We start from the raw sequence: 15306 nt of genomic DNA on the forward strand, positions 1-15306 counted from the left end.
GTCTCGTTCTTTATGTATTTAAATCCTTTATTCTCTTTGGTCTTTATTCTATTCTATTTTCTTTACTCTTTATTCTTTTATCTTTCTAACTTAGCTTCTAATTAAATCTCCTTGAATTTTAGAAGCTTCAATAATTTGGTGAATATCTGAGTCTACAACCTCTTTTTTGATATCAGCAAATTTCAAGAACTCAACATATACAATATCCAATTGTACTTTTGTAAGTTCGTAACCTACTTTTTTAGCACGGTAAGCTAATGCAGCTCTTCCGCTTCTAGCAGTTAATATGATTGACGATTCATTTACACCAACATCTAGCGGATCCATGATTTCGTAAGTTGCTCTGTTTTTAATTACACCATCTTGGTGAATTCCTGAACTGTGCGCAAAAGCATTTGCTCCAACAATTGCTTTGTTTGGCTGTACAATCATTCCCATACTTTCAGAAACCAAACGGCTCATTGCGTTTAATTCTTTCGTATTAATATTTGTATCTAAATTTAAGTAAGGGTGCTGTTTGAAAATCATTACCACTTCTTCAAGGGCTGTATTTCCAGCTCTCTCACCAATACCATTAATAGTACATTCTATTTGTCTTGCTCCATTTATAGCTCCTGCGATTGAGTTTGCAGTTGCCATTCCTAAATCATTATGACAGTGACATGAAAGGGTTACGTTTTCGATTCCTTTCACGTTTTCTTTTAAATATTTAATTTTTGCTCCGTATTCTTCAGGAAGACAATATCCTGTAGTATCTGGAATATTTAATACCGTTGCTCCAGATTTAATAACTTCTTCGCAAACTTTTGCTAAGAAAGCATTGTCTGTTCTACCAGCATCTTCTGCATAAAACTCAACGTCTTCTACATATGATTTTGCGTGTGCAACAGCATATTTTGCTCTTGCGATAATGTCTTCTGGCGTGGTATTTAATTTGTGGAGTATGTGAGATTCTGACGTTCCGATTCCAGTGTGGATTCTAGGTTTTTTAGCATTTTTAAGTGCTGCAGCAGCAACGTCAATGTCATTTTTTACGGCTCTTGTCAATCCGCAGACGGTTGCATTTTCTACAATTTTGCAAATCTCAGAGACCGATAAAAAATCGCCTGGACTTGACACAGGAAAGCCTGCTTCGATAATGTCAACTCCCATTTGATCTAGTCGTTCTGCGATAACTAATTTTTGTTTAGTATCTAACTTACATCCTGGAACTTGTTCACCATCTCGCAATGTGGTGTCAAAAATTTGAACTTTCTCTCTATTCATATTCATTTATTTAATGTAATTTCACATCTTGATAACAAATATATATTGTACTAATACAGTATGAAATTCATTTTAATGAAATTATACTGTTTATAAAACGATTTATCCTATATTAACTAACTTACAATCAGTAAGTTATATTATTATTTTTTACAATGGCTAACCATCAAAAAGATTTCTTATTTGTTCTAATCAAATCACTTTCGAAATCAGAAAAAAGGCAGTTTAAAATTTTTGCAAGCCGATTAGAAACGAGTTCAAACACAAAATTTATCGAGTTATTCAACATTTTAGATAAATCTGAAGTTTACGATGAAAAACTCATTCTGAAAAGCGGCATCATACAGAAAGTACAGTTATCTAACTTAAAATCATACTTATACAAACAAATTCTCGTAAGTATTAGATTAAATATTCCTAGCCAGAATATCCGCTACCAGCTTCGCGAACAAATGGATTTTGCTGTTATTCTATATAATAAAGGATTATACAAACAAAGTTTAAAAATCTTAGACAAAACCAAACAGCAGGCACTTGAAAATGATGAAAAATATATGGCGTATGAAATTGTAGAATTCGAAAAACTAATCGAATCGCAATATATTACGCGAAGTATTCAAGGTCGAGCCGACGAATTGGTTATTCAGGCAAAAGAATTAAACTACAGAAATACTATTTCGAGTAAATTATCCAATCTTTCGCTTCAGCTATACGGAATCATGCTGAAAACAGGTTACGTTAAAAGCGATGAAGAATACAAATATATAGACGATTATTTCAACAGACATATTGCAAAACTGGACGAAAGTAAATTTGGCTTTCGCGAAAAATATTGGTTTTATAACGCCAGTCTTTGGAGAAGTTTCTTGGTACAAGATTTTTTAGCGAGTTATAAATTTGCTTATAAATGGGTTACATTATTTTATGATAATCCAAACATGATTTATCTGAATCCTGTCTTTTTCTTAAAAGGAAATCACTATTTCTTAGAATCGCTTTATATGTTAAAGTATAAATCGAATTTCAAGAAATACCTGAATCGTTTGGAAGAAACTATTGCAGATCCAAAATTTCCTGTAAATGATAATATTGCATCGCTGTCGTTTCTATATGTCTACAACAATAAGCTAAATCTGCATATTTTAGAAGGAACTTTTGCTGAAAGCGAATATTTGATTCCGGAAATTTTAGATAAACTAAAACTCCACAGCGAGCATCTTGATGAGCATCACGAAATGTTGTTTTTCTATAAAATTGCTTCGATTTATTTTGGAAACGAAAAATACAACGAATGCATTAATTATCTAGATAAAATCATAAACAACAAGAACTTAACGATGCGTGAGGATTTAATGTGTTTTGCGAGATTATTGTCGCTTATTGCACATTATGAGCTTGGAAAAGATTATTATTTGGAAAATCATCTTAAAAGCACCTATAAGTTTTTATTGAAAATGAATGACTTACATGAGGTTCAGAAGGAAATCATTAAGTTTTTGAGAAACCTGAATAACTTCTACCCTGCTGACATTAAAAAGGAATTCAAAAAAATGCACACTCGTTTTGTGGAACTTGAAAAGAATACTTACGAGAAAAGAGCTTTCCTTTATCTTGATATTATTTCATGGCTGGAAAGCAAAATCGAAAACAGAAAAATTGCTGATATTATTAAGGAGAAAGCGAAATTGAACAATAGATAGTTTAAATTCCAATTTTTTAAATCCCAAATTCCAATTGCATCCTGAGAGAAGTCGAAGGGACAAATCCAATAAAAAAATAGCGTTAAGATGTTTTCTTAACGCCATTTTTGTCATTTCGACGAAGGAGAAATCTTCGCAAGTAGCTCCGTAACGAAAGTCCAATCTTTGTGGAGTTTCTCGCGAAGATTTCTCCTTCGTCGAAATGACAAACTATACTTAAAAGATTCTGAAAATAAATTGGTTTTAGGTTTAACGAATCCAGCTTTGCGATCTCACTCAGCGCAATGACAAAACTAAAACTGAGAAAAAACTTAGCGTTCTCTGCGTAAAAAAAGGCCACAGATTATAAAGATTAAAAGGATTTCAATTATAAACCTGACAGGTTTTTAAAACCCGTCGGGTATAAAAAATCCAGCTTTGCGATCTCACTCAGCGCAATGATAAAACTAAAACTTAGAAAAAACTTAGCGTTCTCTGCGTAAAAAAAGGCCATAGATTATAAAGATTAAAAGGATTTCAATTATAAACCTGACAGGTTTCAAAACGAAAAAAATCCCAAACTCCAACACATTTGGAATTTGGGATTTAAAAAATTGAGATTTATCGAATTTTATTCAACAATATTTGAAGTAGTTACATAAAAATCCTTATCCACTTCTACTTTTCTATCTTCGCTTGTGGTTTTAATTGACTGCCATTCAGTTGTTGGTTTCAACCAAGTCTCAACGCCATTTAATTTCACCCTTACAGGCATATCAAATTTCGATACGCAGTTAGTCCAGTGATATCCGAAAGTTCCATTTTTAAACATATATTCAAAAACCGGAATCTGAGTTGTCGTTAAATACTGTGCATAAACTCTATTGAAGTTAATCCCAGACTGTTCGTTGATGTATTCCTGAATCTGTTTGCCAGTAACGGTTTGATGATAAAAAGTCTTATTCATTCCTCTTAAAATCGATTTCCATTTGGCATCGTCATTAATAACCTGACGAATCATGTGAAGCATTGTCGCTCCTTTCGGATACATATCTCCAGACCCTTCATTATTTACATCATAATGTCCGATAATTGGAGTATCATTTTTAATGTTTTTTCTGCAACCAATAACATACTCTGCACCAGCTTCTTTTCCGTAATAATATTCCACAAAAAGACTTTCAGAATAATTGGTAAAACTCTCGTGAACCCACATGTCGGCAATATCTTTGTACGTAATATTGTTCGCGTACCATTCGTGTCCAGATTCGTGAATAATGATGAAATCAAATTTTAATCCCCAACCTGTACCGCTTAAATCACGTCCTAAATAACCATTTTTATATTGGTTTCCGTACGTTACAGAACTTTGGTGCTCCATTCCTAAATACGGAACTTCTACCAATTTATAACTGTCTTCGTAAAACGGATACGGCCCAAACCAGCTTTCAAAAGCTTTCAGCATTTTTGGAGCGTCTTTAAACTGCTCTTTCGCTAAAGCCAAATTATCTCTCAAAACATAATAATTACAGTCTAAATCGCCTTTTTCTCCTTTAAATACTTCAGAGAAATTTACATAATCTCCAATATTGATATTTACACCATAATTATTGATCGGATTTGAAACATACCAATTGAACGTTTTAGTTCCGTCTTTTTCTTTTTTAATGCTTTGCAATCTTCCGTTCGAAACGTCTGTCAAATCTCCAGGAACATTTACGCTGATCAACATATTTTCTACTTCATCGTACATGTGATCTTTACAAGGCCACCAAACGCTAGCGCCTAAACCTTGGCAAGATGTAGCGATAAAATCTTTTCCGTTTTTATCTTTTTTCCAAGAAAATCCTCCGTCCCAAGGCGCTCTCACAGCTTCTTTAGGTTTTCCACTAAAGAAAACTTTGATTTCTTTAACGTCTCCAACTTTTTGTTTTTCTGTCAAAGTAATAAAGAAAGCATTTCCGTCTCTTTCAAACTTCAATTCTTTTCCGTTCTGCGTTACTTTGGTAATATTCATCGGTTCTTGCAAATCAATCTGCATACGGTTGTTTTCTGTTAAAACAGTATAACGAACTGTATTTGAACCCGAAATAGCTTTTTCTTTCGGATTAACCTTTACATCAAGATGATAATATTTCAAATCCCACCAAGCTCTTTCTTTTGTAATGCTTCCGCGTAAAGTGTCCTGATGTGTAAAAACGGTTTCTCCCTTGTTAAGAAGTCCTTGAGCATTGGCACTAAAACCAATTAAAAAAGCAGTAAAAATGCTTCCGAAGTAATTTTTCATTAGTAAAATAGTATTATTTTGAAATCAATTTGAAACAAATGTAAACATTCGAATTAAGATTTTTGAAATTTTATGATTTCCTGATAAAATGAGACGCAGATCAAACGGATTCGCTATTGCGAAGACACGGAAAAAAACAGATTTTTCTTTTTGTAATAATAAAAAAATCCGCTTAAATCAGCGTTTTCGCAATAGCGAATCCGCTTTATCCGCGTCCATTTGCTCTTAATTTGTGATATTGAATTCAGTCACATAAAAGTTTTTATCCACTATCAAAGTAGATTTGTCTCCTTTTACATTTTCTGCTTTCCAGTCTGTAGTTGGTTTCAGCCAAGTTTCAACACCATTTAAAGTTACTTTTACAGGAAGATCAAAATTTTCGACACAATTGATCCAATGGTAAACCAATCTTTGATCCTGGAAATAATACTCTAAAGTAGGCACCTGAGGCGTTCTTAAATATTGATCAAAAACTGGACTAAAATTAATGCCCGATTCTTTACTTATAAAATCCTCAATCTGTTTTGTGGTAACCGTTTGATGATAAAAAGTTTTATTCATTCCTCTAAGAATCGATTTCCATTTAGCGTCATCATTAATAACCTGACGAATCGTATGAATCATATTGGCTCCTTTCGGGTACATATCGCCAGAACCTTCTCTGTTAACGTCGTAATGACCAATGATTGGCTGTTTATTCTCAATCATTTTTCTAAGTCCTCTTGCGTACTCATTTGCGGCATCTTTTCCATAGTAATATTCAACAAAAAGAACTTCAGAATAAGTAGTGAAACTTTCATGAATCCACATATCTGCAATGTCTTTGTAGGTAATATTATTGGCAAACCATTCGTGACCAGATTCGTGAATAATGATATAATCAAACTTCATTCCCCAACCTGTTCCACTGATATCATGTCCATTATGACCATTCTGATAATTGTTTCCATAAGTCACAGAACTTTGGTGTTCCATTCCTAAATACGGAACTTCGACCAATTTATAGCTGTCTTCGTAAAACGGATACGGTCCAAACCAGCTTTCAAAAGCTTTCAGCATTTTTGGAGCGTCTTTAAACTGCTCTTTTGCTTTTGCCAGATTATCTCTTAAAACATAATAATTACAGTCTAAATCGCCTTTTTCTCCTTTAAACTTTTCAGAAAAATTTACATAATCACCAATATTGATATTTACCCCATAATTATTGATCGGATTTGCAACATACCAATTGAAAGTCTTAGTTCCGTCTTTTTCCTTTTTAACGCTCTGCAACCTTCCATTTGAAACATCAGTTAAATGTCCTGGAACATTGACGCTAATCAGCATATTTTCGACTTCATCGTACATATGATCTTTACAAGGCCACCAAACGCTAGCTCCAAGTCCCTGACAAGATGAGGCTATAAAATCTTTTCCGTTTTTGTCTTTCTGCCAAGTAATTCCTCCATCCCAAGGCGGACGAACTGCTTCTTTTGGAACACCGCCAAACGAAACCACGATTTCTTTTGTTTCTCCAACTTTCTGATTTTCAGTTAACGTAATAAAGAAAACATTTCCGTCTCTTTCAAATTTTAGTTCTTTACCGTTTTGAGTAACTTTCGTAATATTCATTGGCTCCTGCAAATCAATCTGCATACGATTGTATTCGGATAAAACAATATAACGAACCGTATTTGATCCCGAAATAGCACGATCGGCTGGATTTACTTTGATATCCAAATGGTAATATTTCAGATCCCACCAGGCTCTTTCTTTTGTAATGCTTCCGCGTAAGGAATCCTGATGTGTAAAAACCGCTCCAGACTTTGCCATAAGCCCCTGAGCAATACCAGAAAAACTAATAAAAAGAGCCATTACAGCACTTCCAAAGTATTTTTTCATCATTTATAAATTAAGTTTTGAATTATGTTGTTATACTATTAGTATTCTTTTTTGATCAATGTTACAAAATTTGTATTCATATCCAACATTGTTTTTTATTTTAGCTGAATATAGACAATGAGATAATAAGTCAATTAGAGAATTAGATAATTAGTCGGTTAGTTAAATAATTAATTTTGTAATTGACTAATTATCTAATTTGCTAATTATCTAATTGACTAATTATTCTATTTTATGAAATTTAGCACGCTTTTATATCTTCTTCTATCTCTGTTTTCGGTAAAAACTTATTCACAGACAATTCCTATTTATAAAACCGAAGAAAAAATCAGTATTGATGGAGATTTATCCGACTGGAAAACGCCTTTTCTGGAGCCGTTTGTAATTCATAATTCAGGACAAAATGCTACTCAAAAGACTTTTGTTTCACTTTCGTGGAATAATGAAAATCTTTATATCGCCTACAATTCTACAGATTCTAAGATTATTGGAACTCCGCAAAAAAAGGATTCGGAAATATTCTACACAGATGATTTGGTGGAAATATTTCTCGATCCGGATGGAGACGGTCGAAACTATATTGAAATTGGAGTAAATGCATTCTCAACCCACTACGATTTGCTTTTAAAATGCATTTCGGCAGAATGTGGTGGATGGAAAACTTCAATGGATTTTGATATTGTTGATTTAGAATCTGTAAGCAAAATCAATAAAGAGGGTTATACTGTAGAAATTAAAATTCCTTTTTCTAGTCTTGAAAAAATTGAAAACGGAGGTTTTTCAAAACCAAAAACAGGAACAAAATGGAAAGGAAATACTTTTAGAATTGATTACGGTAACACAACGGAATATCTTGCTTTACAGCCTTATAAAAGTTCAAAATTTGGCTTTCATCAGCCGAAAGAGTTTGCGGTTTTTGAGTTTGTGGAGTAGTTGCTTGAAAATTTAACCGCAAAGAGCGCAAAGAATTACGCAAAGTTCGCAAAGTTTATATGTAAAGCTTTGCGAACTTTGCGTTTTTAGAAGGTTTAGTAAATCAAATACCTTGCGAACTTAGCGGTTAAATCCACATAAATCTGAAACAAAATTTACTTCTGACGTCCTTTCAAAACTTCAACAACATCATTTAACTGATATCCTTTAGCTTGAAGCAAAATCAAGTAGTGAAACAATAAATCAGCGCTTTCGCTAAGAAATAAATCATCGTTAGCATCTTTTGCTTCGATAACCACTTCTACAGCTTCTTCACCAACTTTTTGAGCAATTTTATTAATTCCTTTTTCGAATAAAGAAGCTACATAACTTTTCTCAGAATCAGCGTTTTCTCTTCTGGTTTTGATAGTGCTTTCTAACTGAGAAATAAAACCGTAATTCGCCTCATTTGGTTCTTGCCAGCAAGTATCTGCACCTGTGTGACATGTTGGTCCAACTGGTTTTGCCTGAATCAAAAGCGTATCTCCGTCGCAGTCATTTTTTATGCTTACAAGATTTAGAAAATTGCCACTCTCCTCGCCTTTTGTCCAAAGCCTTTGTTTGGAGCGGCTATAGAAGGTAACTTTTTGTGTTTCTAATGTTTTCTGAAGCGATTCTTCATTCATATAACCCAACATCAGAACATTTTTAGTTTCTGAATCCTGAATGATCGCCGGAATTAATCCGTGTGCGCTTTTGATATCGATGTTCATTTTTATTTTAGATTTTAGAGTTCAGATTTTAGATTGCTGAATTCTTGTTTATTTTTTTTTAGAATTAAGATTACTTAAAATCTATTTTCTATGTTCTATTTTCTTTATTCTGAACTTTAAAGCCTGACTTCAATCCCATTATTTCTAAGCTCCTGTTTCAAAGCTTTGATTTCAATTTCTTTAAAGTGAAAAACACTCGCAGCCAACGCAGCATCTGCTTTTCCCTCTTTAAACGAATCTACAAAATGCTGAATGTTTCCGGCGCCTCCTGAAGCAATAATTGGAATATTTACTAATTGAGAAAGTTTAGCCAAAGCTTCGTTTGCAAAACCATTTTTAGTTCCGTCATTGTCCATTGACGTAAATAAAATTTCTCCCGCGCCACGTTCTGCTACTTCTACAGCCCAATCGAATAAGTTCAACTCTGTCGGCACTTTTCCGCCTACTAAATGCACAATCCATTGTCCGTCAATTTGTTTGGCGTCTATCGCAACAACCACACATTGACTTCCAAATTTCTGAGCCAAATCGTTAATCAACTGCGGATTTTTAACTGCCGATGAATTAATCGAAACTTTATCTGCGCCGTTATTTAGCAGAATATCAACATCTTCTACAGATGAAATTCCGCCGCCAACAGTAAACGGAATATTGATTTTTTCCGCGACGCTTCGCACCATATTTACAAGCGTTTTACGTCTTTCTTCAGTTGCCGAAATATCCAGAAAAACCAATTCGTCCGCTCCTTCAGCCGAATAAATCTCAGCCAATTCCACAGGATCTCCAGCGTCACGTAAATCTACGAAATTAACGCCTTTTACGGTTCTTCCGTTTTTAATATCTAAGCAGGGTATTATTCTTTTTGCTAACATTTTTCTAATGTGTCAATTAGATAATTAGTCAATTAGATAATTTTATGCGCTTGCTAAAATAATTATCTAATTTTCTAATTATCACATTATCTAATTATAAAGTTTTCCAGTTGTTTCAAGGAAATTCTTCCTTCATAAATCGCTTTTCCAATAATGGTTCCTTCGCAACCTAATTCAGCTAATTTTGGCAATTCGTCGAAAGTTGAAATTCCTCCAGAAGCAATTAACTTTACTTCTTTCGCTTCCGCTAAAATCTTCGCATACAAATCAAAACTTGGGCCTTGAAGCATTCCGTCTTTTGCAATGTCGGTACAAATAACATACTGAATCCCTTTAGATTGATAATCCTGAATAAACGGAATCAAATCTTCATTGGATTCTTCTAACCAGCCTGAAACTGCAATTTTTTCATCTTTTGCATCTGCGCCCAAAATGATTTTTTCTGTTCCGTATTCAGAAATCCATTTTTCGAAAATAGTTCTGTTTTTTACTGCGATACTTCCGCCAGTAATCTGGTTTGCACCGCTTTCAAAAGCAATTCTCAAATCATCATCAGACTTTAATCCGCCGCCAAAATCAATTTTTAAGCTCGTTTGCGATGCAATTTGTTCTAATATCTTGTAATTGACAATTTTGCTCGATTTTGCACCGTCAAGATCTACTAAATGCAGATATTCTATTCCGTGTGCTTCAAATGATTTCGCCACTTCCAGCGGATTTTCATTGTAAATTATCTTAGTATCATAATCACCTTTGGACAAACGAACGCATTTTCCTTCAATGATATCTATGGCTGGTATTATTCTCATGTTTTTGATATTTTAGATTTCTGATTTTAGATTTTAGATTTTCTAAAAATTGAAATTTTTGATATTTTGATTGATATACAGTTTGGAATTTGGAATTTAAACATTTGGGATTTTAAGAAAATTATTTAGAATTTTCTCCCCAACATCCCCGCTTTTTTCTGGGTGAAACTGAGTTCCGTAAAAATTATCTTTCTGCAAAGCCGATGCGTATTCTACGTCGTAATTGGTGGTTGCTATTGCTTCATCGCATTTTGGCGCATAAAAACTATGAACCAAATACATAAATTCATTTTCAGAAATGCCTTTAAACAAATCGGTTTTTAAATCGTAAATCTGATTCCATCCCATTTGTGGCACTTTTACGCTGTTAGAGAATTTCAAAACATCAACATCAAAAACCCCTAAACCTTCCGTATTTCCTTCTTCGGTTTTGTTGCACATTAACTGCATTCCGAGACAAATTCCTAAAACAGGCTGTTTCAATTGCGGAATCAAATTGTCTAGACCGCTTTCGCGAAGTTTACTCATTGCCGAACTCGCTTCGCCAACTCCAGGAAAAATCACTTTATCAGCCGATTTTATTTCCTCTGGGTTATTACTCAGAACAGCTTTAAAACCCAGTCTTTCAATAGAAAACATAATGCTCTGAATATTTCCTGCTCCGTAATTTATAATTACTATTTTCAAAATTAATTTAGATTTTAGATTTTAGATTTTAGATTTTAGATTTCTCTTTATTCCTAAAATCATTAATACTTAATTTAGCGTCGAACTTAACCGCAAAGTTCGCAAGGTTTTATCGCAAAGAGCGCAAGAAAAAAACTTGCGAATTTTGCGTAATTCTTAGCGTGCCTTGCGGTTAAACCTTTTACAACATTCCTTTAGTTGAAGGCAAAATCATTTTTTCTGTATCGCGTTTTACCGCTACTTTTATCGCTTTCGCGAAAGCTTTAAAAATCGCCTCAATTTTGTGATGTTCGTTGATTCCTTCTGCTTTGATATTTAAGTTGGCTTTTGCGCCATCTGTGAATGATTTAAAGAAGTGATAAAACATTTCTGTCGGCATTTTACCTACCATCTCGCGTTTAAATTCAGTTTCCCAAATCAGCCAATTTCTTCCCCCAAAGTCAATTGCAGCTTGTGCTAAACAATCGTCCATTGGCAGACAGAATCCGTAACGCTCGATTCCCAATTTATTTCCTAACGCTTTCGCGAAAACTTCACCCAAAGCAATTGCCGTATCTTCGATAGTATGGTGTTCATCAACCTCTAAATCACCTTTTACGGTGATTTCTAAGTCCATTTGACCGTGACGCGAGATTTGGTCTAACATGTGATCAAAAAAGGCAATTCCCGTATCGATTTTACTTTTTCCAGTTCCATCAAGATTTAAATTGATATAAATGTCAGTCTCATTTGTTTTACGAGTGATTGATGCCGAACGAGCCTCTAGTTTTAAAAACTCATAAATGGTCTTCCAATCCATTGATTGTAAAACGATTGTTTCGTTTAATTCTTCGCGTTTAGATGAAATTTCATTGCTTCCAATTCCATCGGTGTTATTCATGAAAATTGCTTTTGCTCCTAAGTTTTTAGCCAATTCCACATCGGTTAAACGATCTCCTAAAACAAAAGAATTAGCCAAATCATATTCTGGATTGTTCAAATATTTGGTCAGCATTCCAGTTCTAGGCTTGCGCGTTGGCGCATTTTCTTCTGGAAAAGATCGGTCAACGAAGATTTCGTCAAACTTTACGCCTTCATTTTCAAAAGCTTTAAGAATAAAATTTTGCGTTGGCCAGAATGTATCTTCAGGAAAACTATCTGTTCCTAAACCATCTTGATTGGTTACCATTGCTAATTCGTAATCTAATTCAGAAGCAATCTTAGCTAAATATTGAAACGCTTTTGGATAAAATTCTAATTTATCTAAGCTGTCTAATTGATAATTTTCAGGTTCTAAAACAATCGTTCCATCACGATCGATAAAAAGTACTTTTTTCATATTTTTTTCTGCCACGAATTTCACGAATGGCACTAATTTTTAATTTGTAAAACTACTTGCGAAACTTTGTGCTTTTCTGCCACAGATTTCACAGATTAAATGGATTTTTATTTTGCCACGAATTACACTAATTAGCACGAATTAAATTAGTGTAATTCGTGAAATTCGTGGCCAACATTTTTAGCTTAATAATTTCAATTCTCTTATTACAACCGCATTTTCTTCTGCCGTTCCGATTGTGAAACGAAGACAATTTTCACATAAAGGCTGTGTTGTTCTGTTTCTAATAACGATTCCTTTTTCAATTAACTGATCGTATCTTTTGTTAGCATCATCCACTTTTGCTAAAATAAAATTAGCTTCTGTTGGATATACTTTTTCTACAAAACTTACTTCAAGTAATACTTTAAGCAATTCTTCTCTCTGCTCAATAATAGAAGCTATTTCTTGTTTTATTTTTTCAGAATCCTTCAAACGCTCAATTGCTCTTTGCTGCGTTAATTCGTTTACGTTATAAGGTGGTTTGATTTTATTTAAAATCGAAATCACAGCTTCAGAAGCATAACAAATTCCCAAACGAATCCCAGCTAAACCGTACGCTTTAGAAAGTGTTTGGGTAATAATCAGATTTGGATATGCATCAATTTCTGTCATCCAGCTTTCTTTGTCTGAAAAGTCAATATAGGCTTCGTCAATTACCACTAAACCTTTGAAGTTTTGAAGCAGTTTTACCACGCTTTCATCTGAAAAAGAATTTCCAGTTGGATTGTTTGGCGAACACAAAAAGATGATTTTTGTATTGTCATCAACAGCTTCTAAAATCTTTTCAACTTGTGGCTGAAAATCTGTAGAAAGCAAAACTTCTCTGTTTTCTACATTATTAATATTCGCCAAAACACTGTACATTCCGTAAGTCGGTGGCAATGAAATAATGTTATCTGTTTTCGGTTCGCAGAAAGCTCTGAAAAGCAGATCCAAAACTTCATCACTTCCATTTCCTAATAAAATCTGACTCTGTTTTACTAAATTATTTTTAGCCAAAATCGCTTTTACAGACAGCTGCTGCGGGTCTGGATAACGATTTACGCCATTCTGAAACGGATTCTCATTCGCATCCAAAAAAATCATTTCGGCTGTGTCAAAATCTTCAAATTCATCTCTTGCAGACGAATACGGTTTTAACGTTTTTACGTTTTCTCGCGTTATTGTATTTATATCGAAGGTACTCATTGTTTTTTTATTTTCCTGCAAGGTTTCCAAAACCTTGTAGGTATTACTATTAAACTTTTAAATCGCAAATCTATTTAGACCTACGAGGTTTTGGAAACCTCGCAGGACTGCAGACGTAATGTCACTGCGTTCTTGTGCGCCTGTAAGCCTTCAGCTTCTGCCATCAATTCGATAGCTTTTCCTATATTTTGAATTCCTTTTTCTGAAATCTTCTGAAATGTCATCGATTTCATAAAACTATCCAGATTTACGCCACTGTAATTCTTTGCGTAGCCGTTTGTCGGCAATGTATGATTGGTTCCCGAAGCATAATCTCCGGCGCTCTCTGGCGTATAATTTCCAATAAAAACAGAACCCGCATTTACAATTCCGTTGCAATAGAAATCATCATATTCAGAACAAATTATGAAGTGTTCTGGTCCATATTCATTGATTAAATCTAAGGCGATTTGGTCGTTTTCAACATAAATCAGTTTCGAATTTTCGATAGCTTTTTCTGCAATTGCCTTTCTTGGAAGCACTTCCAATTGCGATTGAACTTCTTTTTCTACTTCTGCAATCAGTTTTTTTGAAGTCGAAACTAAAATCACCTGACTGTCTGTTCCGTGTTCTGCCTGTGACAATAAATCGGAAGCTACGAAAGCTGGAACCGCAGTATCGTCGGCCACAATCAATAATTCTGAAGGGCCTGCAGGCATATCGATTGCAACGCCAAATTGCGTCGCCAGTTGTTTTGCCACAGTTACGAACTGATTTCCAGGTCCGAAAATTTTATATACTTTCGGAATTGATTGTGTCCCGAAAGTCATTCCTGCAATAGCTTGAATTCCACCAACTTTTAGAATTTTGGTTACACCGCATAAATTGGCAGCATATAAAATTGCTGGATTGATTTTTCCTTTTTTATCTGGAGGAGAACACAATACAATTTCTTTGCAACCTGCAATTTCAGCAGGAACTGCCAACATCAAAACAGTAGAAAACAAAGGCGCTGTTCCTCCTGGAATGTATAAACCAATTTTCTGGATTGGTCTTTTTTCCTGCCAACAACTTACTCCTTCAATTGTTTCAACCGAAACGCGATCTGTTTTTTGAGCATTGTGAAATTTATAAATATTTTCTTTTGCTAATTCAATAGCTTCTTTTAATTCGCTCGGAATCAAACTAATTGCCTCGTTAATTTCTTCAGGGGAAACTTGATAATTATCTAGTGAAATTCCGTCAAAAATTGAAGTGTATTTTGCTACAGCTTCATCTCCTTTTTTCTGAACTTCTCTAAAAATTTCTTTTACCGTAACCTCAATATCATCAATGGTTTGAGTTGGTCTTTTTAATATTTCTGACCAGGTTTCTGGTTTTGGATTGTCTATTTTGTTCATAATATTTTTAATATTAAATTCCAATTTTTTAAACTCCAAATTCCAATACTTTGTCGTTAAATTTACCGCAAAGAGCGCAAGGTTTTTTATTCTCTTTGTCTATAAAAACGCTAAGACCGCAAAGCTGTTGTCCAAAATTGGAATTTGGACCCGAGCGATAGCGAACAGGCGAAGCAATTTTTATACTTGGAATTTCCTTCTATTTGGAATTTG

At 34.2% G+C, this 15306-nt stretch carries 12 protein-coding genes; 2 read left to right on the forward strand and 10 right to left on the reverse strand.

All coding sequences use genetic code 11. The features are described from left to right. Positions 1–90: 90 nt before the first annotated feature. Complete coding sequence (locus ACWA1F_RS07345; protein WP_306155165.1) at positions 91–1266, reverse strand: 2-isopropylmalate synthase; 1176 nt, start codon at positions 1264–1266, stop codon at positions 91–93. Between the two features lie 155 nt (positions 1267–1421). Here ACWA1F_RS07345 and ACWA1F_RS07350 point away from each other — a divergent pair, with 155 nt between their 5' ends. Next, the gene (locus ACWA1F_RS07350; protein WP_456892891.1) at positions 1422–2966 is read left to right on the forward strand and encodes a hypothetical protein; all 1545 of its coding nucleotides are present in this window, start codon (positions 1422–1424) and stop codon (positions 2964–2966) included. Between the two features lie 610 nt (positions 2967–3576). Here the strand turns inward: ACWA1F_RS07350 and ACWA1F_RS07355 are convergent. Then, positions 3577–5232 carry a M1 family metallopeptidase gene (locus ACWA1F_RS07355; RefSeq protein WP_456892893.1) on the reverse strand — a complete coding sequence of 552 codons (1656 nt, stop codon included), beginning with the start codon at positions 5230–5232 and terminating at the stop codon, positions 3577–3579. Between the two features lie 225 nt (positions 5233–5457). After that, a complete protein-coding gene (locus ACWA1F_RS07360) occupies positions 5458–7113 on the reverse strand; it encodes a M1 family metallopeptidase (RefSeq protein WP_456893392.1) in 1656 nt (551 codons plus the stop codon). Between the two features lie 234 nt (positions 7114–7347). Between ACWA1F_RS07360 and ACWA1F_RS07365 the strand changes: the two genes are divergently transcribed. After that, a complete protein-coding gene (locus tag ACWA1F_RS07365; RefSeq protein ID WP_456892894.1) occupies positions 7348–8046 on the forward strand; it encodes a carbohydrate-binding family 9-like protein in 699 nt (232 codons plus the stop codon). 155 nt (positions 8047–8201) lie between these two features. On the opposite strand, the gene hisIE is transcribed toward ACWA1F_RS07365, so the two are convergent. The 7 genes from hisIE to hisD all read right to left on the reverse strand — a co-directional run bounded on the left by hisIE (position 8202) and on the right by hisD (position 15093). Then, positions 8202–8804, reverse strand: a complete 603-nt coding sequence (hisIE, locus tag ACWA1F_RS07370) for a bifunctional phosphoribosyl-AMP cyclohydrolase/phosphoribosyl-ATP diphosphatase HisIE (protein WP_456893394.1) — start codon at positions 8802–8804, stop codon at positions 8202–8204. A 110-nt stretch (positions 8805–8914) separates the two neighbouring features. Beyond that, a complete protein-coding gene (hisF, locus tag ACWA1F_RS07375) occupies positions 8915–9670 on the reverse strand; it encodes an imidazole glycerol phosphate synthase subunit HisF (RefSeq protein ID WP_456892895.1) in 756 nt (251 codons plus the stop codon). Between the two features lie 86 nt (positions 9671–9756). Then, a complete protein-coding gene (hisA, locus tag ACWA1F_RS07380) occupies positions 9757–10479 on the reverse strand; it encodes a 1-(5-phosphoribosyl)-5-[(5-phosphoribosylamino)methylideneamino]imidazole-4-carboxamide isomerase (protein WP_456892897.1) in 723 nt (240 codons plus the stop codon). A gap of 96 nt (positions 10480–10575) precedes the next feature. After that, positions 10576–11166 (reverse strand): imidazole glycerol phosphate synthase subunit HisH, encoded by a 591-nt coding sequence (hisH, locus tag ACWA1F_RS07385; protein ID WP_456892899.1) that lies wholly within the window; start codon positions 11164–11166, stop codon positions 10576–10578. 181 nt (positions 11167–11347) lie between these two features. Next, the gene (hisB, locus tag ACWA1F_RS07390) at positions 11348–12484 is read right to left on the reverse strand and encodes a bifunctional histidinol-phosphatase/imidazoleglycerol-phosphate dehydratase HisB (protein ID WP_456892901.1); all 1137 of its coding nucleotides are present in this window, start codon (positions 12482–12484) and stop codon (positions 11348–11350) included. Positions 12485–12664: 180 nt separating this feature from the next. Then, positions 12665–13714, reverse strand: coding sequence for a histidinol-phosphate transaminase (hisC, locus tag ACWA1F_RS07395; RefSeq protein ID WP_456892903.1), 1050 nt, complete (start codon positions 13712–13714; stop codon positions 12665–12667). An 80-nt stretch (positions 13715–13794) separates the two neighbouring features. Next, positions 13795–15093 carry a histidinol dehydrogenase gene (hisD, locus tag ACWA1F_RS07400; RefSeq protein WP_456892905.1) on the reverse strand — a complete coding sequence of 433 codons (1299 nt, stop codon included), beginning with the start codon at positions 15091–15093 and terminating at the stop codon, positions 13795–13797. Positions 15094–15306: the final 213 nt, after the last annotated feature.

Source organism: Flavobacterium erigeronis, from assembly GCF_054075165.1.